The following is a 22,643-nucleotide window of genomic DNA, read 5'->3' as shown; positions in this document are numbered from 1 at the left end:
CCCCCTCCCCGTCGGGAGGGGGTCAATCCTTTACGCCACTTCTGCTACACAGGCCGTCGAGCGACGACGGTAATGCTCATAAATCCCCATTGCCAGCAGCGAGAAGAAGATCGGTCCGCCAACCATCCACAGCGTGCTGTTCCAGTCATTTGCCTCAACCACGGGCTGAATGACGGTAAAGATGTTGGCGAACGCGACGACCAGCACCACAACAGTGGTCGCCAGCAGCGTCGCCGCGCGGGTTTTGAAGATCACAAACGGCCGCTCCAGATCCCGCTTCGCCTTAAAGAACGGGAACGCCAGGGTCAGGAACAGATACGGAAGCGTCATCGATACGTTCGCCATCAGGGTCAGCTTGTTATAGAACGCCGACGCGGTATCACCGCCGAAGGACACCAGCAGAATGAACACGCACACCAGCAGGCACTGCATCCACATCGCGTTGGCAGGCATACCGGCAGCGTTCAGCTGCGTCATACGTGCGGGCCACAGCGCCTTTGGCGTCCCCTGAATAATCGCTTTCAGCGGCGAGTAGATCAGCGTGAAGAATGCGCCAGTATAGGCGAGGAACATCGACAAGCCAGTAATCCGCGCAAACCAGATCCCCAGGGTGGCCGACGTTTCCGGCGCGAGATCCATGGCGTTGCCCAGCGTCACCCCCAGGCTTTTCATCAGCACGTAGGTAATGTTGCCGAGGTTGGTGGTGTTATTACTTAACATCTGCTGCCAGTTGGTGCTGACGCCCCAGAGGAAAATCGCCAGTGAGTAGCCAATAGAAATGACGATGGCGGCAAAGATAATACCTTTGGCGAAGTTCTTTTCCGGATTTTCGGTTTTGTCGACCAGCCCGCCCACGGCTTCAATTCCACCGTAAGCAAAGATGGCAAACACCACAAAGGAGAGCATGGCCAGCCCGGACTGGTAACCCGGATTAGGCGATGAAACGAAGTTGACTTCCTGTGCGAAATGCCCGCCGTTCAGGCACAGAATAGCGATGCTGACCAGCAGCAGCACCAGGTTCAGGCACATCACGGAAATGCCGCCAACGGCAGTGATACGGGCAATTTTGTTGATGCCTTTCGAGGCCACCAGGGTGACCACCACCATCCAGCACACTGCCAGAATACCGACCACCTGCGTGGAGCTCAGCCCCGCCAGAGACCAGACCTGCGTTTTATCCGCACCGAAGAGAAACGTTGAGAACGGCACCCAAACCTTGGCCGCCGTGCTGACCATCCAGACGACGTAGGATGAAAACCACATGAACGTACCGATAAACGCGTAACGCGGACCGACGCTGTTGTTCATCCACGAATAGATGCCGCCCTCTTCTTTCCGGTACGCCGAGCCCATCTCCGCCATCATCAGCGCAAACGGGATAAAGAAGAACAGAGCGGAAACGATATAAAACGGCGTCGCGCTGTAGCCCATCAGATAAAACGCGGACGGGCTATTGGCAAAGCCAAAGACTGACGTAAAAATCATCAGAATGAGCCCGGTAAGGGTCATTTTTTTGAGTGAGTGAGACATATAACCATCCGAAACGGAATTAAACTGCGCGGATGGTAGCAGATGACCAGACAAACAATGTGGCTATCCGAGTCAAATTAAGAAAAAGACCCGTATAGAGAGAAATGAGCAGTTTTTAATGTGGCAGAGTTAAATGACCGAGCAGGCCGGGTAAGCGCAGCGCCACCCGGCATTTTTTCAGGCGCGATCGACCGTAAAGGCAATCACATCGCCCAGCTGCTCGGCACCCAGCGCCAGCATGACCAGGCGATCCACACCCAGCGCCACGCCGGAGCAGTCCGGCAGACCGGCTTTAAGCGCTTCCAGCAGATGAGTATCAATCGGCTGCTGCGGCAGACCGCGCGCGTTGCGCTTGCGGTTATCCTGCTCGAAACGCTGCTGCTGTTCGCGCGCGTCGGTCAGCTCGTGGAAACCGTTCGCCAGCTCGATGCCTTTGAAATACACCTCAAAACGCTCCGCCACGCGGTGATCTTCGGTGCTGATCTGCGCCAGTGAGGCCTGGCTGGCCGGAAAGTGATAGACAAACGTCGGACGATCTTTGCCAATCTGCGGTTCAACACCAAAGGTGAACAGCAGTTGCAGCAGCGTGTCGCGATCCTCTTCGTTATCCGCCACGTTGCTCAGATCCAGTTTTGCCGCCACTTCACGCAGTTGTGTTTTATCAGCCGACAGCGGATCGATTTCCAGATGGCGCTGGAAGGCCTGCTGATAGGAGAGCGTTTCAGCTTCCGCGCAATCCAGCACCTGTTGCAGCAGATCGTCAACTTCGTTCATCAGACGATACATGTCGTAGTGCGGGCGGTACCACTCCAGCATGGTGAATTCCGGATTATGGTGTCGGCCCATCTCTTCATTACGGAAGCTACGGCACAGCTGATAGACCGGACCACACCCGGCCGCCAGCAGACGCTTCATATGGTATTCCGGGCTGGTCATCAGATACAGATTCATGCCCTGAGAGTGGCCTGGGCCAACAAAACGGGTTTCAAACGGGACCAGATGAATATCCGTGACCGTCGCCTGACTCATGCACGGCGTTTCCACCTCCAGGACGCCGCGGTCGGCAAAGAAACGGCGGATCTCCGCCATAATTGCTGCGCGCTTTAGCAGGTTTGGAATGGATGCGCTCGGCTGCCAGGTGGCCGTTTCGCTCATGAGTTATTTCTCCGTTTTCAGACAAGGGCACGAAGTCTACTCGTAAGCCGGGGCAGAGACAAATTTTGCACAGTAAAAGTCCTTTTTCATTGCACAGAGAAATACTGTGACGCCATTCATTAATCACGATGATAAATCACCGCACAGAACAGCAAAAAAATCGAACACGTCAAATTTCCCTCACTTCTACGCGGTTATACTGTTTTACCCATAAAGGAGCAGTGGAATCGCTTCCGCAATCGCCCGTTCGGGCAGGTGAACGTCCTTTAGTTCATCCCGTTGCGGGAAAACAAAAATCTGGAGGAATGTCGTGCAAACTTTTCAAGCCGATCTTGCCGTAATAGGCGCTGGCGGGGCTGGATTACGCGCTGCAATTGCTGCGGCACAAGCCAATCCGAACGCTAAAATCGCATTGATTTCAAAAGTCTATCCGATGCGCAGCCACACGGTAGCCGCAGAAGGAGGATCCGCCGCCGTCGCGCAGGATCATGACAGCTTCGAATACCATTTCCACGACACGGTTGCAGGGGGCGACTGGCTTTGCGAACAGGATGTCGTTGATTACTTCGTGCACCATTGCCCAACGGAAATGACCCAGCTGGAACAGTGGGGATGCCCGTGGAGCCGCCGTCCGGACGGGAGCGTCAACGTCCGCCGCTTCGGTGGCATGAAGATCGAACGCACCTGGTTTGCCGCCGATAAGACCGGCTTCCACATGCTGCACACCCTGTTCCAGACCTCCCTCCAGTTCCCACAAATCCAGCGCTTTGACGAACATTTCGTTCTCGACATTCTGGTCGACGACGGTCATGCGCGCGGACTGGTGGCAATGAACATGATGGAAGGCACGCTTGTCCAGATCCGCGCTAACGCGGTGGTGATGGCAACGGGCGGCGCGGGCCGCGTATACCGCTACAACACCAACGGCGGCATCGTCACCGGTGACGGTATGGGCATGGCGCTCAGCCACGGCGTCCCGCTGCGTGATATGGAGTTCGTCCAGTATCACCCAACCGGTCTGCCGGGCTCTGGTATTCTGATGACGGAAGGCTGCCGCGGTGAAGGCGGTATTCTGGTCAACAAAAACGGCTATCGCTATTTGCAGGATTACGGCATGGGTCCGGAAACCCCGCTTGGCGAGCCGAAAAACAAATACATGGAACTCGGCCCACGCGACAAAGTCTCTCAGGCTTTCTGGCACGAGTGGCGCAAAGGCAACACCATCTCAACACCGCGCGGCGACGTGGTGCATCTCGACCTGCGTCATCTCGGCGAGAAGAAACTGCTGGAGCGTTTGCCGTTTATCTGCGAGCTGGCGAAAGCCTATGTGGGCGTCGATCCGGTGAAAGAGCCGATCCCGGTGCGTCCAACCGCGCACTACACCATGGGCGGTATCGAAACCGACCAGCAGTGCGAAACCCGCATCAAAGGGCTGTTTGCGGTGGGCGAGTGTTCCTCCGTCGGTCTGCACGGCGCAAACCGTCTGGGCTCAAACTCGCTGGCTGAGCTGGTGGTCTTTGGTCGCATGGCGGGCGAACGTGCGATGGAGCGTGCCGCAACGGCAGGTGAAGCTAACAGCGCGGCGCTGGATGCGCAGGTTGCAGACGTCGAAAAACGCCTGAAAGACCTGGTGAACCAGGAAGGTAACGAAAACTGGTCGAAGATCCGCGACGAAATGGGGCTGTCGATGGAAGAAGGCTGCGGGATCTACCGTACGCCAGAGCTGATGCAGAAAACCGTCGACAAGCTGGCGGAGTTGCAGGAGCGCTTCAAGCGTGTGCGCATCACCGACACTTCCAGCGTCTTCAATACCGATCTGCTTTATACCATTGAACTGGGCCATGGCCTGAACGTCGCAGAATGTATGGCCCATTCCGCCCTGGCGCGTAAAGAGTCCCGCGGCGCGCACCAGCGCCTGGATGAGGGCTGCACCGAACGTGACGACGTCAATTTCCTTAAACACACTCTCGCCTGGCGCGATGCGGATGGCACTACGCGACTGGACTACAGCGACGTGAAAATCACCACGCTGCCACCGGCGAAACGCGTGTACGGTGCAGAAGCAGAAGCCGCCGATAAGAAGGAGAAGGCGAATGGCTGAGATGCAAAAACTGAAAATTGAAGTGGTGCGCTACAATCCGGAAGTGGACGCCGCGCCGCACAGCGCTTTCTATGAAGTCCCTTACGACGAGCAAACCTCCCTGCTGGATGCGCTCGGCTATATCAAAGATAACCTGGCCCCAGACCTGAGCTACCGCTGGTCCTGCCGCATGGCAATTTGCGGCTCCTGCGGCATGATGGTCAACAAGGTGCCAAAGCTGGCGTGTAAAACCTTCCTGCGTGATTACACCAAAGGTATCAAGGTTGAAGCGCTGGGCAACTTCCCGATTGAGCGCGATCTGGTGGTCGACATGACCCACTTTATCGAAAGCCTCGAAGCGATTAAGCCGTACATCATCGGCAACCCGCGCACGCCGGATCAGGGGCCAAACACCCAGACGCCCGCGCAGATGGCGAAATACCATCAGTTCTCCGGCTGCATCAACTGCGGCCTGTGCTATGCCGCCTGTCCGCAGTTTGGCCTGAACCCTGAGTTCATCGGCCCGGCCGCCATTACCCTGGCGCACCGCTATAACGAAGACAGCCGCGACCACGGTAAAAAAGAACGTATGGCGCAGCTTAACAGCCAGAACGGGGTCTGGAGCTGCACATTCGTGGGCTACTGCTCCGAAGTGTGTCCGAAGCACGTCGACCCGGCCGCCGCCATTCAGCAGGGAAAGGTGGAAAGCTCGAAAGACTTTCTTATCGCTACCCTGAAACCACGCTAAGGAGTGCATGATGACGACTAAACGCAAAGCCTACGTGCGGCCAATGCCGTCCACCTGGTGGAAAAAACTGCCGTTTTATCGCTTCTATATGCTGCGTGAAGGCACGGCTGTTCCCGCGGTCTGGTTCAGCCTCGAACTGCTGTACGGGGTTTATGCCCTCAAGCACGGCCCGGAAGCCTGGGCCAGTTTTGTGGGCTTCCTGCAAAACCCAATCATCGTTGTGCTGAACCTGATTGTGCTCGCCGCCGCGCTGCTTCATACCAAAACCTGGTTTGAACTGGCGCCAAAAGCAGCGAACATCATTGTAAAAGGCGAAAAAATGGGGCCAGAGCCGGTCATTAAAGGGCTCTGGGCAGTGACGGCAGTTGTCTCTGTGGTCATTCTGTTTGTCGCACTGTTCTGGTAAGGAGACTACTGTGATCAATCCAAATCCAAAACGTTCAGACGAGCCGGTCTTCTGGGGGCTGTTTGGCGCAGGCGGCATGTGGAGCGCCATTATTGCCCCGGTCATTATCCTGCTGGTCGGGATCATGCTGCCGCTGGGGCTGTTCCCGGGCGATGCGCTGAGCTATGAGCGCGTACTGGCCTTTGCGAGCAGCTTTATTGGCCGCGTGTTCATCTTCCTGATGATCGTCCTGCCGCTGTGGTGTGGTCTGCACCGTATCCACCATGCGATGCACGATCTGAAAATCCATGTGCCAAGCGGTAAATGGGTCTTCTACGGTCTGGCGACCATTCTGACGGTCGTCACGTTGATTGCCGTGGTCACCATCTGACTGAACAGGCCCGCCATCCGGCGGGCTTTTTACTTTTTCATCTTCTCCACCAGCCACCGGGAAAATTCGCGCATGGCTGGCGTTTCTGCCCGGGACTGCAATCGGGTCAGCCAGTAGCTGCCGAGCTCAATCTGCGTCGCAAAGGGCTGCACAATGCGCTCGCTGGCTAACAGATGGGTAAACATATCGACAGGCGCAATAGCAATACCCACCCCTGCCTGAGCGGCCTCCAGCATGGTCACGGACGAATCAAATACCATCACGCGGTGCGTTGGCGAAGGGGGATGCTCGCCGGCCGCCTGCATCCACGCGGTCCACTCGTCGCGTCGGTAGGAGCGCAGCAGCGTAAACCTGAGGATGTCGGCCGGACTGTGCAGACTGGCGGCAATATCAGGCGTACACAGCGGCGCGAGCGGCGCATGACAAAGAAATTCAGCCTCGGTACCGTGCCACGCCCCGCCACCGTAGCGGATCGTATAGTCAAGCCCTTCGGCAGCCGGATCAACGCGGTTGTTATGGGTGGAAAGCTGAAGATCGATGTGCGGATAGCCACGGCGAAAATCCTCCAGCTGCGAGAATAAGACCCCGGTGGCAAACGTACCCACCACGCCGATTTTCAGCTTCTCCTGCGCACGATGGTTAGCGAAGCGATCCAGCATTCCGGCTATACGATCGAACGAATCATTCAGCACCGGCAGTAAATTTTCGCCCTCGGTAGTCAACATCAGCCCGCGCGACACGCGAATGAACAGCTGACAGTTCAGGTGCTGCTCCAGCGTTTTCACATGCTGGCTAATAGCCGAATGCGTCACATTCAGTTCAATGGCCGCATGCGTAAAGCTGAGATGTCTTGCGGCGGCCTCAAAAGCCCGAAGCGAATTGAGGGGGAGATAGCTTCGCGTCATGGTCGCTTCCGTTAGAAAAATTAACAGCTAATGCTAAATTTAACCGTTTGTCAGGCACTGTCAAATCCAACAGACTACGCCTGTCTGACGGGCCCGGACATCCCCTTGACTCGCTATTACGGAAGATTACTGATGATGAAAAAATCCCTTTGCTGCGCCCTGCTGCTCGGCATCTCTTGCTCTGCTCTCGCCACGCCAGTGTCAGAAAAACAGCTGGCGGAGGTGGTTGCGAATACGGTTACCCCGCTGATGAAAGCCCAGTCTGTTCCAGGCATGGCGGTGGCCGTTATTTATCAGGGAAAACCGCACTATTACACGTTTGGCAAGGCCGATATCGCGGCGAATAAATCCGTTACGCCTCAGACCCTGTTCGAGCTGGGTTCTATAAGTAAAACCTTCACCGGCGTTTTAGGTGGGGATGCCATTGCTCGCGGTGAAATTTCGCTGGACGATCCGGTGACCAGATACTGGCCACAGCTGACGGGCAAGCAGTGGCAGGGTATTCGTATGCTGGATCTCGCCACCTACACCGCTGGCGGCCTGCCGCTACAGGTACCGGATGAGGTCACGGATAACGCCTCCCTGCTGCGCTTTTATCAAAACTGGCAGCCGCAGTGGAAGCCTGGCACAACGCGTCTTTACGCCAACGCCAGCATCGGTCTTTTTGGTGCGCTGGCGGTCAAACCTTCTGGCATGCCCTATGAGCAGGCCATGACGACGCGGGTCCTTAAGCCGCTCAAGCTGGTCCATACCTGGATTAACGTGCCGAAAGCGGAAGAGGCGCATTACGCCTGGGGCTATCGTGACGGTAAAGCGGTGCGCGTTTCGCCGGGTATGCTGGATGCACAAGCCTATGGCGTGAAAACCAACGTGCAGGATATGGCGAACTGGGTCATGGCAAACATGGCGCCGGAGAACGTTGCTGATGCCTCACTTAAGCAGGGCATCGCGCTGGCGCAGTCGCGCTACTGGCGTATCGGGTCAATGTATCAGGGTCTGGGCTGGGAGATGCTCAACTGGCCCGTGGAGGCCAACACGGTGGTCGAGGGCAGCGACAGTAAGGTAGCACTGGCGCCGTTGCCCGTGGCAGAAGTGAATCCACCGGCTCCCCCGGTCAAAGCGTCCTGGGTCCATAAAACGGGCTCTACTGGCGGGTTTGGCAGCTACGTGGCCTTTATTCCTGAAAAGCAGATCGGTATTGTGATGCTCGCGAATACAAGCTATCCGAACCCGGCACGCGTTGAGGCGGCATACCATATCCTCGAGGCGCTACAGTAAAACATTGCCGGGTGGCGCTGCGCTTACCCGGCCTACACAACGCGTGAACTTTGTAGGCCGGGTAAGGCGAAGCCGTCACCCGGCAAAACACCCTGCACAATCTCCCGCATTTTCCTTGCTGTCATCTACACTTAACAAAAAACAGTAAGGAAACTCCTATGCGCATTCTGCCTGTTATTGCCGCAGTAACAGCCGCGTTTTTAGTGGTTGCTTGCAGTTCCCCTACTCCTCCGCCTGGCGTCACGGTAGTCAGTAATTTCGACGCACAGCGCTTCCTCGGCACCTGGTATGAAATCGCCCGAATGGACCATCAGTTCGAACGGGGCTTAGAAAAAGTCACGGTCAGCTACAGCGCGATGGATGACGGCGGGATCCGGGTCATTAACCGCGGTTATAACCCGGATCGCCAGATGTGGCAGCAGTCAGTTGGTCAGGCCTATTTCACCGGCGCGTCTAACCGCGCGGCCATGAAAGTCTCTTTCATCGGCCCATTCTACGGCGGGTATAACGTCATTGCGCTGGACAGAGAGTACCGCCATGCGCTGGTGTGTGGGCCGGATCGCAACTATCTGTGGCTCCTCTCCCGCACGCCAACGATCTCGACGGAAATGAAACAGCAGATGCTGGACATAGCGACCCGGCAAGGGTTTGACGTGACGAAATTAATCTGGGTAAAACAGCTGCATTAGTGCGTACTGAGTTTTAACCCGATGATACCCGCGACGATTAACGCGAGGCTGGCGATACGCGCCAGACTCGCAGACTCCCCCAGCAGCAGAATGCCGGTAATGGCAGCCCCTACCGCGCCAATTCCAGTCCAGACAGCGTAAGCCGTTCCGACTGGCAAGGTTCGCATCGCCCATGACAGCATGACGATACTGACAATCATTGCGGCGATAGTGATGACGCTGGGCGTCAGGCGGGTAAAACCGTGGGTATATTTCAGGCCAATTGCCCATACCACTTCGAGCAAACCGGCAATAACAAGAACGATCCAGGACATATCAGGCTCCTTAACTTAACGACAAGTTGGGGCCGTCCCCGATGAATGAAGCGCTTACGGGTCGTCCCGCAAGGCTGAGGTTGCGCCTTATATTTTGGTTAGCATGGAATTTTTTTTCAAACTTTTTCTGCTGAACACGTTAAGGCAAGAAATAGCCTCAGTAAGGCACGGAGTTCAGGCATTTATGACTCATCCGACTTCTCTATGATGATAGGCTTTCTGATGGCAGGAAGCCAAACCACTAGCCGACTGCGAAAATTATATGTTCAAAATTCTTTTGATTGACCGTTGTCACTTCACCCGCACGGGATTTGAAGCCTGGCTCAATCATTCAGACCTGTTTTCGGGTCATTTCGTCGTAACCGGGGTAAATAATCTTTTCCTCGCCAGAGAGCATATCCTGCAATGGAAACCTGCGCTGGTCATCGCTGATTTATCGGGCTTCCGGCAGGATTTACACCATTTTCAGCAGCTATCTTCCCTGCTTATTGCCAGCGAAACATTGCCTTTTATTATGCTGCAATCGGGGCAGGAGCAGGAGATGACAGATTATCTGGCGCAGTTCCCGATATGGTCTTCACTTTCCAAAAATACCGATCTGGAAAAACTGGCGGCGGTGATAAACGACGCGCTAACGACATGCGCAAGCGCGGAGCTTCCGGAAATGGCGGCACCGTTACTGACGCGTCAGGAAGAGAGAGTACTGACCCTGTGGATGGATGGTGCGAGCAACCAGAAAATTGCCAGCAATCTGCGCATTAACGGAAAAACGGTGTATACGTACAAACGCAATATCCGCATGAAGCTTCATATGGATACGCGTTACTCCCCGTTTTTATCGCTACAGGAAGTGGAGAATTGACGGTACGGTGAAGTTAGCTGCCGTACCGTCGCTTTCATTAGTTCTGAGCTTTAGTTGCTGCGCCAGAAATCGCGTTACCACCGTCGGAGATATCTTCCCCTACGCCACGGGTGGTGTTACATGCAGTCAGTACCGAAGAAAGCACCAGAACAGAAAAGATCGCTGCAATTGTTTTCTTAACCATAATATCTTCCTTTTATAGCCAAAGTTATTTTGTGTATAGCAACTTAAGAATAGACAAGATCTTGTCGTTTGACGGAAAAGGAAGAATTTTTAGGAAAATTAAACGGAATTAGCTGGCCGCATGGGAAATGATATGGCCGAGATCCTGAATATCTTCGCCCACGCCACGCGCGGTGTTGCAACCGGAGAGAATTGCGCTGGAGAACGCTAACAGAAGCAGAATTTTAACGGTACGTTTCATCTTCCCTGCCTGCAAAATCAGGCGCAGCGGGCGCTGCGCCTTTAATCATGACGTAAATTACTTCACGCGGGATACGTATTCGCCGGAGCGGGTATCCACTTTGATCACTTCACCGATCTGTACGAACAGTGGCACTTTAACCACCGCGCCGGTAGACAGGGTGGCAGGCTTGCCGCCAGTACCTGCGGTATCACCTTTCAGACCTGGATCGGTTTCAACGATTTCCAGCTCAACGAAGTTCGGAGGCGTAACCGCGATAGGCTGACCGTTCCACAGGGTAACGATGCACTCAGCCTGATCCAGCAGCCACTTGGCGTTGTCGCCAATCGCTTTCGCGTCCGCAGACAGCTGCTCGAAGGTTTCGTTGTTCATGAAGTGCCAGAACTCACCGTCGTTGTACAGGTAAGTCAGGTTCATATCGACAACATCAGCGCCTTCAGCGGAGTCAGTAGATTTGAAGGTTTTCTCAACACGGGTACCGGTCAGCAGGCGGCGCAGCTTAACGCGTGCGAATGCCTGGCCTTTACCTGGTTTAACGAATTCGCTGGCTTCAACCGCGTACGGTTCGCCGTCCATCATGATTTTAAGACCAGCACGAAAATCGTTGCTATAGTACGTTGCCATAAGGCCCTCTAAATTTGTTAACTGGTAGCTAAGCCACAAAATGGCGCATATTGTAACCCTAAACACCCCGTCCAGAGAAGATTGGTTATCGCAACTTGCCGATGTAATCACCAGTCCTGATGAATTGCTGCGTCTTTTAGACCTCGAACAGCACGAAGCGTTGCGTGCAGGTCGTGAGGCGAAGCGCCTTTTCGCCCTGCGCGTTCCCCGCGCGTTTGTTGCCCGAATGGAAAAGGGTAACCCTGATGATCCATTATTAAAACAAACGCTTACCTCTCAGGATGAGTTTATTACCGCCCCCGGATACAGCACCGATCCGCTGGAAGAGCAAAACAGTGTCGTACCGGGTTTGCTGCATAAATACCGTAATCGCGCCCTGCTGCTGGTTAAGGGTGGTTGCGCGGTAAATTGCCGCTATTGCTTCCGTCGCCACTTCCCGTACGCCGAAAATCAGGGCAATAAACGCAACTGGCAGGTGGCACTGGACTACATCGCGGCGCACCCGGAGCTGGATGAAATCATCTTTTCCGGCGGCGACCCGCTGATGGCAAAAGATCATGAGCTGGACTGGCTGCTGACTCAGCTTGAGACCATCCCGCACATTAAGCGTCTGCGCATTCACAGCCGTTTACCGATCGTCATCCCGGCGCGTATCACCGACGCCCTGGTCACGCGCCTGGAGCAGTCCCGTTTGCAGGTGCTGCTGGTGAACCATATCAACCACGCGAATGAAATTGACGCGGACTTTCGTGCGGCGATGGCGCGTATGCGAAAGGCAGGCGTGACGCTGCTCAACCAGAGCGTATTACTGCGCGGCGTGAACGACAGCGCCCGCGTGCTGGCCGATCTCAGCAATGCCTTATTTGATGCGGGCGTAATGCCCTATTACCTGCATGTTCTGGATCGCGTCCAGGGCGCGGCGCACTTCATGGTGACAGATGAAGAGGCCCGGAAAATTATGCGCGAGCTGTTAACGCTGGTTTCGGGTTATATGGTGCCGAAGCTGGCACGTGAGATTGGCGGAGAGCCGAGTAAGACGCCGCTGGATTTGCAGCTGCGGCAGCACTAAAAAGGCAGGTAGCGCTACGCTTACCTGCCCTGGAGATAAAGCGGCAGCGCCATCAAAAAGTTATATCAGTTCGGGCACTTATAGACCTGGCCGTTCATCTGGCTGGCGGTTGGCACAAAGCTGGACAGCATCCCCTGCGTCGGGCTGCTCACCCCGTAAATCACATTGCCGCCCATTGCCGCAGCCTGATTACGCAGGGCATTGGCCGCACCGCGCATAGAGCCGCCCTCTTCGCCGTGCTGCCCCGACATCCAGTTGCTTTGCTCGCCAGTGGCGGTGCCTAACAGCTGGCATTCGCTGCCCGGCTTATCTTCCACAAAGCGAACGCTCTGGCCCGCTGCCGTCAGCTCATTGCTGGTGCTACAACCCGCCAGCAGCAATGCTGCACCTACAATCCCTGCACAGACTTTTATGCGCATGTTATTCCTCGTTTTCAATAAGCTGGACAGTAGTTGTCCGCGTGTAAACCTTATACTAAAAAGATGACCAAAAGAAAAATGCTGAGCATTTCTGCGAGCCAGATTCCGCTCGCACTCCTCCGACATCTTAAATGAATTCTGATAATAACCTTTGGGATATCGTGTTTTAGCCCCCGATCGTTTTTAGTGATGCGACGTACAACTTTTGTACGCGACTCAAAAAAGGGGGTTTCATGAGTGCATCATCCTCAGGAGAGGAAAAAGTAACCTGGGTGGGCTATCTGGCGTTCGTGCTCACCATCGTATTTTTCTCAGGTTTTTTCGCCAAAAGTACCGAATGGTGGCGCGTGCTGGATTTTACCGTCCTGAACGGCAGCTTTGGACCGGTGAACGGCGAGCTGACGTTTCGCGGCGAGGGCGGCACGGGAGCGAAAGACGGTTTTTTATTTGCCCTTGAACTGGCGCCCTCGGTCATTTTATCGCTCGGGATCATTGCCGTTACCGAGGGGCTGGGCGGGCTGCGCGCCGCACAACAGCTCATGACGCCCATTCTGCGCCCGCTGCTCGGCGTGCCGGGCATCTGCTCTCTGGCGCTTATCGCCAACCTGCAAAATACCGATGCAGCCGCAGGGATGACCAAAGAGTTGACTGACGAAGGGGCGATTACTGACCATGAACGCGCCATTTTCGCCACCTTCCAGACCAGCGGTAGCGCCATTATTACCAACTATTTTTCTTCCGGTGCCGCACTCTTTACCTTTATTACCGTCCCGGTGATCACGCCGCTTGCCGTCATTCTGGTGTTCAAATTTGTTGGCGCGAACTTCCTGCGACTGTGGATCGCCCACATGGAAGTTCGCCGCGTTCAGGAGGAAAAATGATCGCCCAGCCGCGTAAAAATATCATGGACCTGTTTATCGATGGCGCCCGCCGCGGCTTTACCATCGCCACCACCAGCCTGCTGCCGAACGTGGTCATGGCGTTTGTCATCATTCAGGCGCTCAAGGTAACCGGCCTGCTGGATATTGTCGGCAGGGTATGCGAGCCCATCATGGCCCTGTGGGGACTTCCGGGTGCGGCGGCAACGGTTCTTCTGGCCTCGGTAATGAGCATGGGCGGCGGTGTGGGGGTCTGCGCCAGTCTGGTCGCTGCCGGCACGCTCAACGGTCACGATGCTACCATCCTGCTGCCCGCCATCTATCTGATGGGTAATCCGGTGCAAAACACGGGCCGTTGCCTTGGCACCGCAGGCGTCAACCCGAAGTATTATCCGCACATCATCACTATCTGCGTCATTAACGCCCTGCTCTCAATGTGGGTGATGCAGCTACTCTTCTGAGGAGATAAAAATGGATTTTTCAGTGCTGGAACCGCACCTTTTCCGCAATGCGCAGCTTTACGCTCCCGAGGATCTTGGGCATTGCGATCTGCTGATTGCCGGAGGAAAAATCGTCGCAGTCGAAAAAGCGGGCCACGCCACAACGAGGCCAGACTGTCCTGAAAGCGATCTCGCCGGAGCGGTGGTTTGTCCGGGGTTTATCGATCAGCATGTACACCTGATTGGCGGCGGCGGTGAAGCCGGTCCCCACACCCGGACGCCAGAGGTGCGATTGTCTGCGCTGGTGGCGGCTGGCATCACCTCCGTTGTTGGCCTGCTGGGCACCGACGGCGTGACCCGCCATCCCGAGTCGCTGCTGGCGAAAACGCGGGCGCTTGAGCATGAAGGGATCAGCGCGTGGATGCTGACAGGCGCGTATGGCCTGCCTTCTCCGACGATTACCGGCAGTATCGAAAAGGATGTGGCGCTGATTGATAAAATCATTGGCGTGAAATGCGCGATTTCCGACCATCGCTCTTCCGCTCCGGCAGATGACCAGCTCGCGAATATGGCCGCCCAGTCACGCGTCGGCGGGCTGCTGGGCGCCAAAGCGGGGATATCCGTGTTTCACCTCGGCAACAGCCCGAAACTGCTGGAGCCGCTGCTTAACATCCTGAATAACGCCGACGTGCCCCGTACGAAGCTGCTGCCAACTCACGTCAACCGCGCCCAGGCACTGTTCCACGCCGCACTGGACTATGCCCGCGAAGGGGGGTACATCGACATCACCACCAGCATCAGCGAGCCTGTTGATGCCGCCACCGCTATCGCGACGGCCCGTGAAGCACAGGTGCCGTTTAACCGGCTCACGCTCAGCTCGGATGGCAACGGCAGCCAGCCGAATTTTGACGCAAACGGTAATCTTGTTGGCATTGGCGTGGCGGGTTTTGAGTCCCTGCTTGAGACGCTACAGCAGCTGGTCGGCCGGTATCACCTGCCGCTGGAGGAGGCGCTTCTGCCGTTTACGCGTAACGTGGCAGAATTTCTCGGCCTGGAGCATAAAGGGCGGATCGCGCCCGGATGCGATGCCGACGTCCTGGTGCTGACCGATGATCTTAAGATCCGTGAGGTCTGGGCGAAAGGCCGCCAGATGGTGCGTGGAGGCGTTGTGTGCGTGAAAGGCACCTTTGAGTAGAAGACAATAAAAAACCCCGGGCATTGCTGCCCGGGGTTCGTTCTGAGAGGTTCAGAACAACATGATTACATCATGCCGCCCATGCCACCCATGCCGCCCATACCACCAGCAGCACCTAAGTCAGGCGCGTCGCCTTTAGGCAGGTCGGTCACCATGCACTCGGTCGTGATCATCAGACCAGCTACAGATGCCGCGTATTGCAGTGCAGAACGGGTCACTTTAGTTGGATCCAGGATACCGAAGTCGATCATGTTGCCGTATTCTTCAGTTGCCGCGTTGTAACCGTAGTTACCTTCACCCGCTTTCACGTTGTTCGCAACCACAGACGGCTCTTCACCGGCGTTGGACACGATCTGACGCAGAGGAGCTTCCATCGCGCGCAGCGCAACTTTGATACCCACGTTCTGGTCTTCGTTCTGAGCAGTCAGGCCAGCCAGTTTAGCGGCTACACGCACCAGCGCGACACCACCACCAGCAACCACGCCTTCTTCTACCGCAGCACGGGTCGCGTGCAGGGCATCGTCAACGCGTGCTTTCTTCTCTTTCATTTCAACTTCGGTAGCCGCACCGACTTTGATTACCGCTACGCCGCCTGCCAGTTTCGCTACGCGCTCCTGGAGTTTTTCACGGTCGTAATCGGAAGTTGCTTCTTCGATCTGCTTACGAATCTGACCAACACGGCCCTGAATAGCAGCTTCTTCACCCACACCGTCGATGATGGTGGTGGTGTCTTTGTTGATCACAACGCGTTTCGCCTGGCCCAGGTCTTCCAGGGTCGCTTTTTCCAGCTCCATACCGATCTCTTCGGAGATCACGGTACCGCCAGTCAGGGTAGCGATATCCTGAAGCATCGCTTTACGACGATCGCCGAAGCCAGGTGCTTTAACCGCTGCCACTTTCACGATGCCACGCATGGTGTTAACCACCAGAGTCGCCAGCGCTTCGCCTTCAACGTCTTCAGCAATGATTACCAGCGGCTTGCCTGCTTTCGCAACAGCTTCCAGCACTGGCAGCATTTCGCGGATGTTGGAGATTTTCTTGTCAGCCAGCAGGATGAACGGGCTTTCCAGCTCAACAGCGCCAGTTTCTGGCTTGTTGATGAAGTATGGAGACAGGTAACCGCGGTCGAACTGCATACCTTCAACCACGTCCAGTTCGTCTTCCAGACCAGTACCGTCTTCAACGGTGATCACGCCTTCTTTACCGACTTTATCCATCGCTTCAGCGATCAGTTTACCTACGGTTTCGTCGGAGTTAGCGGAGATAGTACCAACCTGAGCAATGGCTTTAGAGTCAGAGCACGGTACGGACAGCGCTTTCAGTTCTTCAACAGCAGAGGCGACAGCTTTGTCGATACCACGTTTCAGATCCATTGGGTTCATGCCCGCAGCAACGGCTTTCAGGCCTTCGGTGATGATCGCCTGCGCCAGTACGGTCGCGGTGGTGGTGCCGTCACCGGCAGCGTCGTTCGCTTTAGAGGCAACTTCTTTCACCATCTGTGCGCCCATGTTTTCGAACTTGTCTTCCAGCTCGATTTCACGTGCAACAGAAACACCATCTTTGGTGATGGTTGGCGCGCCGAAGGATTTGTCCAGCACTACGTTACGGCCTTTCGGGCCCAGAGTGACTTTCACTGCGTCTGCCAGTACGTTTACGCCGCGGAGCATTTTTACACGAGCGTCGTTACCGAATTTTACGTCTTTAGCTGCCATGTTCTTATTTCCTCAAATTCGTACAGTTTCGTGCGTTAATTACGCTTCAACAATTGCCAGAATGTCGCTCTCGGACATGATCAACACTTCTTCATTGTCGATCTTCTCGGATTTCACGCCGTAGCCATCGTTGAAAATGACGATGTCACCAACTTTAACGTCCAGTGGCTGCACAGTTCCGTTTTCCAGGATGCGGCCCTTACCGACAGCGATGATTTCGCCACGCGTTGATTTTGCTGCTGCTGAACCGGTCAGAACGATGCCGCCAGCAGACTTGGTTTCAACTTCTTTACGTTTGACGATCACACGATCATGTAACGGACGAATACTCATTGATAGCTCTCCTTTGAGAAAGTCATTATCAGTTATGGATGACGCCGGTCCGCATGCGGTTTTCCGGCTAGTGCCCTGAGAGATGGGGATAGCTTTTTACCCCTTCAAGGGGTAATCGAAAAAAAATTTGCGAAAGTGTTACCATCCACTCTCTTTTGATGGTCGCGGGACGAGGTAAATGAGTGGACTCAGGCAGGAGTTGGGGCTGGCGCAGGGCATTGGCTTACTCTCAACGTCTTTATTAGGCACGGGGGTATTTGCGGTTCCCGCGCTGGCGGCATTGGTTGCCGGCAATAACAGTCTTTGGGCATGGCCGGTGCTGATCGTGCTGGTGTTTCCGGTGGCGATTGTCTTTGCCATACTCGGGCGGCACTTCCCGAGCGCAGGCGGCGTAGCGCATTTTGTCGGCATGGCGTTTGGGCCGCGGATGGAGCGCGTCACCGGCTGGCTATTTTTGTCGGTGATACCCGTTGGCCTTCCGGCAGCCCTGCATATCGCAACCGGCTTCGGACAGGCGCTGTTTGGCTGGCACGATGAACAACTGCTGCTGGCTGAACTCGGTACGCTGGCCATTGTCTGGTGGGTTGGCTCGCGCGGGGCCAGTTCCAGCGCCAATCTGCAAACGCTGGTCGCCGTGTTAATTGTCGCGCTGATCGTCGCCATCTGGTTTGCGGGTGACATTACCGTGGCGGATATTCCTTTCCCCGCGATTAACGACATCGACCACGCACAGCTTTTCGCTGCACTATCCGTTATGTTCTGGTGTTTCGTCGGTCTGGAGGCGTTCGCTCATCTGGCATCCGAGTTTAAACAGCCCGAGCGTGATTTCCCCCGCGCCCTGATGATTGGCCTGCTGCTGGCGGGTACCGTGTACTGGGCCTGTACCGTACTGGTGCTGCACTTCAATGCGTTCGGTGAAGAGAAAGCCGCCGCCGCGTCGCTGCCGGGCATCGTGGTGCAGCTGTTTGGCGTTAAGGCCCTGTGGGTAGCCTGCGTGATTGGCTATCTCGCCTGCTTTGCCAGCCTCAACATCTATATTCAGAGCTTCGCCCGGCTGGTGTGGTCTCAGGCACTTTATAAACCGGATAGCCCCCTCTCACGCCTGTCAAAGCGTCAGCTTCCGGTGAATGCGCTGAATAGCGTACTGGGCTGCTGCGTGGTGAGTTCCCTGGCCATTTATCTCCTCGACATCAACCTTGACGCGCTGATTGTCTACGCCAACGGTATTTTCATCATGATCTACCTGCTGTGCATGCTGGCGGGCTGTCGGCTACTGAAAGGACGCTTTAAGGCGCTGGCGGCTGTCGGGTGTGTCCTGTGCCTGATGCTGCTGGCGATGGTGGGATGGAAGAGTGTGTACGCCATCGTCATGCTGGCGGGGCTGTGGGTGTTTTTACCAAAGCGGCAAAAGCCGCAGGCCCGGTGAGCGAGCGCCACCGGGCCACAAACTCACCGATCGTCTTTATGATCTAACCGGTCGCGCTGCTCATCCTTACGCTGATATTCCCCTTCAAAGGTATCCCCCGGGCCGGTGCTGAAACCACCGCCTGGCATACGGCTGAAACGCAGGTGCGGCAGCAGCTTCATGGTCAGATGCTTCTGCACCGGCGGCAACAGCAACAGCAGGCCGAGGAAGTCGGTGAAGAAACCAGGCAGGATCAGCAGCAAACCAGCAATAATCAGCGACACGCTTTTGATCATCTCGGCGGCCGGGCTTTCGCCTGCGGCCATCTTCTGCTGCATTAACAGGAAATTTTTGAAACCCTGATTGCGCACCAGCGACATGCCGATGACGGAGGTGAAGATCACCAGAATCAGCGTCAGCAGGACGCCCAGCACATGGGCAACCTGGATGAAAATCGAAATCTCAATGTAAACATAAAGAAAGAAAGCAATAAATGGTATCCAGCGCACTGGCATCTCCTGTGTGGCAGGTGCCTTCCGGCCCCTGACTGAATGTGTTCGCGAAGCGCGTAGATAAGAAATGGTGACGATTAGCCAAAATTCAATCGGTTTGCACGGATATTTTTTCTGGAAATATTAAAGCGGTGACATATTTCACAGATTAATAATTATCATGAAATCGGGTCGATAATAAGTGATCCAGCTTACGGCAATTCGCTATCATCAGCATATGATCTCGAACATCTGGCCGATTGAGGGAATAATCGTCGGTCATAAAATATTCAAAACCACATATATACTGTGTGTTTAGTACAATCCATCGGCAGCTTGAAAAGAAGGTTCACATGTTAAACAACATTCGTATCGAAGAAGATTTGTTGGGTACCAGGGAAGTTCCAGCGGATGCCTACTATGGTGTTCACACTCTGAGAGCGATTGAAAACTTCTACATCAGCAACAGCAAAATCAGCGACATCCCTGAATTTGTGCGTGGCATGGTGATGGTAAAAAAAGCCGCGGCTCTGGCGAACAAAGAGCTGCAAACCATTCCTAAAAGCGCTGCAAATGCGATTATCGCCGCGTGCGATGAGGTGCTGAACAACGGCAAATGCATGGATCAGTTCCCGGTCGACGTCTATCAGGGCGGCGCGGGCACCTCCGTCAACATGAACACCAACGAAGTGCTGGCAAACATCGGCCTGGAGCTGATGGGTCATCAGAAAGGTGAATACCAGTACCTGAACCCGAACGATCACGTTAACAAATGTCAGTCCACCAACGACGCCTACCCAACCGGCTTCCGCATCGCGGTGTATGCCTCTGTCGTTAAACTGGTCGACGCGATTAATCAGCTGGGCGATGGCTTCCAGCGTAAAGCCGTAGAGTTCCAGGACATCCTGAAAATGGGCCGTACCCAGTTGCAGGACGCGGTGCCAATGACCCTCGGACAGGAATTCCACGCGTTTAACGTGCTGCTGAACGAAGAGACGAAAAACCTGCTGCGCACGTCCGAACTGCTGCTGGAAGTGAACCTGGGCGCAACCGCCATCGGTACACGCCTGAACACGCCAGATGGCTATCAGCAGCTGGCGGTACAGAAGCTGGCTGAAGTGTCCAACCTGCCGGTTGTGCCTGCGGAAGACCTGATTGAAGCTACCTCAGACTGCGGCGCCTACGTGATGGTGCACAGCGCACTGAAACGTCTGGCGGTGAAACTGTCCAAAATCTGTAACGACCTGCGCCTGCTCTCCTCCGGTCCGCGCGCTGGCCTGAATGAAATCAACCTGCCAGAGTTGCAGGCGGGTTCATCCATCATGCCAGCTAAAGTGAACCCGGTGGTGCCAGAGGTGGTGAACCAGGTGTGCTTCAAGGTTATTGGTAACGATACGACCGTCACCATGGCCTCCGAAGCCGGTCAGCTCCAGCTGAACGTGATGGAGCCGGTGATTGGCCAGGCAATGTTTGAATCTATCCATATTCTGACCAACGCCTGCTACAACCTGCTGGAAAAATGCATCAACGGCATCACCGCGAATAAAGAAGTGTGTGAAGGCTACGTCTATAACTCCATCGGCATCGTCACCTACCTCAACCCGTTCATCGGCCACCACAACGGCGATATCGTCGGGAAGATTTGTGCCGAAACCGGTAAGAGCGTGCGTGAGGTTGTTCTCGAGCGAGGATTGTTGACCGAAGCCGAACTGGACGATATCTTCTCCGCCCAGAACCTGATGCACCCGGCATATAAAGCGAAACGATATACCGATGAAAGCGAACAGTAACCGTTCAGGCTAAGCTTCCGAAAGGCACGTCACTTGTGACGTGCCTTTTTTCTTTATGGGCGTTACCAAAACACAACAATTCAATATCAACTTGTTAATGAGCAAGGCAGGTCTTTATGTTTGGAGCAGAACTCGTCATCGTCCTGTTGGCGATTTATTTGGGCGCACGACTCGGGGGTATCGGCATCGGTTTTGCCGGCGGTCTCGGGGTGCTTGTACTTACCCTGATCTTTCAGATTAAACCCGGCGCAATCCCTTTTGACGTTATCGAAATCATCATGGCGGTTATTGCTGCTATCGCGGCTATGCAGGTCGCAGGCGGTATGGACTACCTGGTGAGCCTGGCGGAGCGAATGCTGCGTCGCCATCCGAAATACATCACCTTCCTTGCCCCACTGGTGACCTGGTTTATGACCATTCTCGCCGGTACCGGCCATACCGCTTTCTCCACGCTGCCGGTAATCACCGAAGTGGCGAAAGAGCAGGGTATTCGCCCGTCTCGCCCTCTTTCTATTGCCGTGGTCGCCTCCCAGATTGCGATTACCGCCTCGCCCATTTCCGCGGCGGTGGTCTTCTTCGCGGGTATCCTTGAGCCGATGGGCGTAAGTTACCTGACGCTGCTGGCAATCTGTATTCCGGTCACGCTGATTGCGGTAATGATCACTGCCGTACTGTGTAACTTCCTTGGCGCCGAGCTGAAAGACGATCCGGTTTACCAGGAGCGTCTGGCAAAAGGTGAAGTGAGCCTGCGCGGTAGCCAGGTCTTCGAGCTGAAGCCGCATGCAAAACGCTCCGTGCTGCTGTTCCTGATTGGTATCGTCGCCGTGATGTTCTACGCCACCGCCATCAGCGATACGGTAGGTCTGATCCAGAACCCGGTTCTGCCGCGTAACGAAGCCATTGTGGTGTTTATGCTGACCATCGCGACGCTGATCAGCATCACCTGTAAAATCGACACCAGCGAAGTGCTGAACGCCAGCACCTTCAAATCCGGTATGAGCGCCTGCGTGTGCGTGCTGGGCGTGGCGTGGCTCGGCGATACCTTTGTGAAAGCGCACATCAGCGATATCCAGACCGTTGCAGGCGACCTGCTGCACAACTATCCGTGGCTGCTGGCAGTAGTGCTGTTCTTTGCCGCGACGCTGCTGTACTCCCAGGCTGCGACCACCAAAGCGCTGATGCCTGCGGCACTGATGCTGGGCGTAACGCCGCTGACGGCGATTGCCTCTTTTGCAGCGGTTTCCGCCCTGTTCGTTCTGCCCACCTACCCAACCCTGCTGGCCGCGGTTGAGATGGATGACACCGGCTCAACCCGTATTGGTAAATACGTGTTTAACCACGCGTTCCTGATCCCGGGCGTGGTGGCGATTACGCTCTGCGTGATCCTCGGCTTTATCATCGGCGGCATTGTGCTGTAAACGATTAGCCGTTGTAAAAATAGTTAAAATCGGGCCGCTCTGCGGCCCGTTTCATTAATGACCAACCGCCTTGCGTGATATAGTGAAGACTTTCGTGATGAGGAGGTC

General features: G+C 55.3%; 25 protein-coding genes. 14 read left to right on the top strand and 11 right to left on the bottom strand.

Going from position 1 to position 22,643, the window contains the following annotated elements; genetic code table 11:
* Positions 1 to 30 precede the first annotated feature (30 nt).
* Positions 31 to 1,530 (bottom strand): glutamate/gamma-aminobutyrate family transporter YjeM, encoded by a 1,500-nt coding sequence (gene yjeM / locus FZF21_RS02050; RefSeq protein ID WP_015572460.1) that lies wholly within the window; start codon positions 1,528 to 1,530, stop codon positions 31 to 33.
* 177 nt (positions 1,531 to 1,707) lie between these two features.
* The gene (epmA, locus tag FZF21_RS02045) at positions 1,708 to 2,685 is read right to left on the bottom strand and encodes an elongation factor P--(R)-beta-lysine ligase (protein WP_149121109.1); all 978 of its coding nucleotides are present in this window, start codon (positions 2,683 to 2,685) and stop codon (positions 1,708 to 1,710) included.
* A 310-nt stretch (positions 2,686 to 2,995) separates the two neighbouring features.
* Between epmA and frdA the strand changes: the two genes are divergently transcribed.
* The 4 genes from frdA to frdD are packed head-to-tail and all read left to right on the top strand — an operon-like array spanning position 2,996 to position 6,289.
* Entirely contained in the window at positions 2,996 to 4,786 is a 1,791-nt protein-coding gene (frdA, locus tag FZF21_RS02040; protein ID WP_006810402.1) for a fumarate reductase (quinol) flavoprotein subunit, read from the top strand.
* The gene (frdB, locus tag FZF21_RS02035) at positions 4,779 to 5,513 is read left to right on the top strand and encodes a fumarate reductase iron-sulfur protein (protein WP_032620819.1); all 735 of its coding nucleotides are present in this window, start codon (positions 4,779 to 4,781) and stop codon (positions 5,511 to 5,513) included. Before frdA ends, frdB begins: the two co-directional genes overlap by 8 nt.
* Positions 5,514 to 5,523: 10 nt before the next feature.
* Entirely contained in the window at positions 5,524 to 5,919 is a 396-nt protein-coding gene (gene frdC / locus FZF21_RS02030; protein WP_017383964.1) for a fumarate reductase subunit FrdC, read from the top strand.
* A 10-nt stretch (positions 5,920 to 5,929) separates the two neighbouring features.
* Entirely contained in the window at positions 5,930 to 6,289 is a 360-nt protein-coding gene (frdD, locus tag FZF21_RS02025; RefSeq protein ID WP_000609653.1) for a fumarate reductase subunit FrdD, read from the top strand.
* A 29-nt stretch (positions 6,290 to 6,318) separates the two neighbouring features.
* On the opposite strand, the gene ampR is transcribed toward frdD, so the two are convergent.
* Complete coding sequence (ampR, locus tag FZF21_RS02020; RefSeq protein WP_023302952.1) at positions 6,319 to 7,194, bottom strand: LysR family transcriptional regulator AmpR; 876 nt, start codon at positions 7,192 to 7,194, stop codon at positions 6,319 to 6,321.
* Positions 7,195 to 7,326: 132 nt separating this feature from the next.
* On the opposite strand from ampR, the gene blaACT reads away from it, so the two are divergent.
* On the top strand, positions 7,327 to 8,472 hold the full coding sequence (blaACT, locus tag FZF21_RS02015; RefSeq protein ID WP_149121110.1) for an ACT family cephalosporin-hydrolyzing class C beta-lactamase: 1,146 nt from the start codon (positions 7,327 to 7,329) through the stop codon (positions 8,470 to 8,472).
* 158 nt (positions 8,473 to 8,630) lie between these two features.
* Positions 8,631 to 9,161: a lipocalin family protein gene (locus FZF21_RS02010; protein WP_023295791.1), complete on the top strand. Its 531-nt coding sequence runs from the start codon at positions 8,631 to 8,633 to the stop codon at positions 9,159 to 9,161.
* Here the strand turns inward: FZF21_RS02010 and sugE are convergent.
* A complete protein-coding gene (gene sugE, locus FZF21_RS02005; RefSeq protein WP_015572453.1) occupies positions 9,158 to 9,475 on the bottom strand; it encodes a quaternary ammonium compound efflux SMR transporter SugE in 318 nt (105 codons plus the stop codon). The genes FZF21_RS02010 and sugE overlap by 4 nt on opposite strands.
* Positions 9,476 to 9,737: 262 nt before the next feature.
* On the opposite strand from sugE, the gene FZF21_RS02000 reads away from it, so the two are divergent.
* Positions 9,738 to 10,337 (top strand): LuxR C-terminal-related transcriptional regulator, encoded by a 600-nt coding sequence (locus FZF21_RS02000; protein ID WP_015572452.1) that lies wholly within the window; start codon positions 9,738 to 9,740, stop codon positions 10,335 to 10,337.
* 37 nt (positions 10,338 to 10,374) lie between these two features.
* Here FZF21_RS02000 and ecnB read toward each other — a convergent pair whose 3' ends face one another.
* The 3 genes from ecnB to efp form a co-directional block, all read right to left on the bottom strand.
* On the bottom strand, positions 10,375 to 10,521 hold the full coding sequence (ecnB, locus tag FZF21_RS01995; protein ID WP_003855942.1) for a lipoprotein toxin entericidin B: 147 nt from the start codon (positions 10,519 to 10,521) through the stop codon (positions 10,375 to 10,377).
* 108 nt (positions 10,522 to 10,629) lie between these two features.
* Positions 10,630 to 10,761: an entericidin A/B family lipoprotein gene (locus tag FZF21_RS01990; RefSeq protein ID WP_015572451.1), complete on the bottom strand. Its 132-nt coding sequence runs from the start codon at positions 10,759 to 10,761 to the stop codon at positions 10,630 to 10,632.
* 57 nt (positions 10,762 to 10,818) lie between these two features.
* Complete coding sequence (gene efp, locus FZF21_RS01985; RefSeq protein WP_003855940.1) at positions 10,819 to 11,385, bottom strand: elongation factor P; 567 nt, start codon at positions 11,383 to 11,385, stop codon at positions 10,819 to 10,821.
* Positions 11,386 to 11,425: 40 nt separating this feature from the next.
* On the opposite strand from efp, the gene epmB reads away from it, so the two are divergent.
* Positions 11,426 to 12,454, top strand: a complete 1,029-nt coding sequence (gene epmB, locus FZF21_RS01980; protein WP_045340467.1) for an EF-P beta-lysylation protein EpmB — start codon at positions 11,426 to 11,428, stop codon at positions 12,452 to 12,454.
* A 65-nt stretch (positions 12,455 to 12,519) separates the two neighbouring features.
* On the opposite strand, the gene FZF21_RS01975 is transcribed toward epmB, so the two are convergent.
* Positions 12,520 to 12,873: a DUF4156 domain-containing protein gene (locus FZF21_RS01975; RefSeq protein WP_003855938.1), complete on the bottom strand. Its 354-nt coding sequence runs from the start codon at positions 12,871 to 12,873 to the stop codon at positions 12,520 to 12,522.
* Between the two features lie 233 nt (positions 12,874 to 13,106).
* Between FZF21_RS01975 and FZF21_RS01970 the strand changes: the two genes are divergently transcribed.
* The 3 genes from FZF21_RS01970 to iadA are packed head-to-tail and all read left to right on the top strand — an operon-like array spanning position 13,107 to position 15,386.
* Positions 13,107 to 13,754 (top strand): nucleoside recognition domain-containing protein, encoded by a 648-nt coding sequence (locus tag FZF21_RS01970; protein ID WP_045340468.1) that lies wholly within the window; start codon positions 13,107 to 13,109, stop codon positions 13,752 to 13,754.
* The gene (locus FZF21_RS01965) at positions 13,751 to 14,212 is read left to right on the top strand and encodes a YjiG family protein (RefSeq protein WP_015572448.1); all 462 of its coding nucleotides are present in this window, start codon (positions 13,751 to 13,753) and stop codon (positions 14,210 to 14,212) included. Before FZF21_RS01970 ends, FZF21_RS01965 begins: the two co-directional genes overlap by 4 nt.
* Positions 14,213 to 14,222: 10 nt before the next feature.
* Positions 14,223 to 15,386, top strand: a complete 1,164-nt coding sequence (iadA, locus tag FZF21_RS01960; RefSeq protein ID WP_047740972.1) for a beta-aspartyl-peptidase — start codon at positions 14,223 to 14,225, stop codon at positions 15,384 to 15,386.
* Between the two features lie 65 nt (positions 15,387 to 15,451).
* Here iadA and groL read toward each other — a convergent pair whose 3' ends face one another.
* Together groL and FZF21_RS01950 are read right to left on the bottom strand one after the other, a co-directional pair.
* The gene (gene groL, locus FZF21_RS01955) at positions 15,452 to 17,098 is read right to left on the bottom strand and encodes a chaperonin GroEL (protein ID WP_015572446.1); all 1,647 of its coding nucleotides are present in this window, start codon (positions 17,096 to 17,098) and stop codon (positions 15,452 to 15,454) included.
* Between the two features lie 39 nt (positions 17,099 to 17,137).
* Positions 17,138 to 17,431, bottom strand: a complete 294-nt coding sequence (locus tag FZF21_RS01950; RefSeq protein ID WP_003855929.1) for a co-chaperone GroES — start codon at positions 17,429 to 17,431, stop codon at positions 17,138 to 17,140.
* A 178-nt stretch (positions 17,432 to 17,609) separates the two neighbouring features.
* On the opposite strand from FZF21_RS01950, the gene yjeH reads away from it, so the two are divergent.
* Entirely contained in the window at positions 17,610 to 18,857 is a 1,248-nt protein-coding gene (gene yjeH, locus FZF21_RS01945; protein ID WP_032104117.1) for an L-methionine/branched-chain amino acid transporter, read from the top strand.
* Positions 18,858 to 18,880: 23 nt separating this feature from the next.
* Here yjeH and FZF21_RS01940 read toward each other — a convergent pair whose 3' ends face one another.
* Positions 18,881 to 19,345, bottom strand: coding sequence for an FxsA family protein (locus tag FZF21_RS01940; RefSeq protein ID WP_003855925.1), 465 nt, complete (start codon positions 19,343 to 19,345; stop codon positions 18,881 to 18,883).
* 335 nt (positions 19,346 to 19,680) lie between these two features.
* On the opposite strand from FZF21_RS01940, the gene aspA reads away from it, so the two are divergent.
* Together aspA and FZF21_RS01930 are read left to right on the top strand one after the other, a co-directional pair.
* Positions 19,681 to 21,117, top strand: a complete 1,437-nt coding sequence (aspA, locus tag FZF21_RS01935) for an aspartate ammonia-lyase (protein ID WP_003855923.1) — start codon at positions 19,681 to 19,683, stop codon at positions 21,115 to 21,117.
* 116 nt (positions 21,118 to 21,233) lie between these two features.
* Entirely contained in the window at positions 21,234 to 22,535 is a 1,302-nt protein-coding gene (locus tag FZF21_RS01930) for an anaerobic C4-dicarboxylate transporter (protein WP_003855921.1), read from the top strand.
* Positions 22,536 to 22,643: the final 108 nt, after the last annotated feature.

This window comes from Enterobacter sp. LU1 (assembly GCF_008271405.2).
Taxonomy (GTDB): Bacteria; Pseudomonadota; Gammaproteobacteria; order Enterobacterales; family Enterobacteriaceae; genus Enterobacter; species Enterobacter hormaechei_C.
This window is presented reverse-complemented; position numbering and strand designations above follow the sequence as displayed.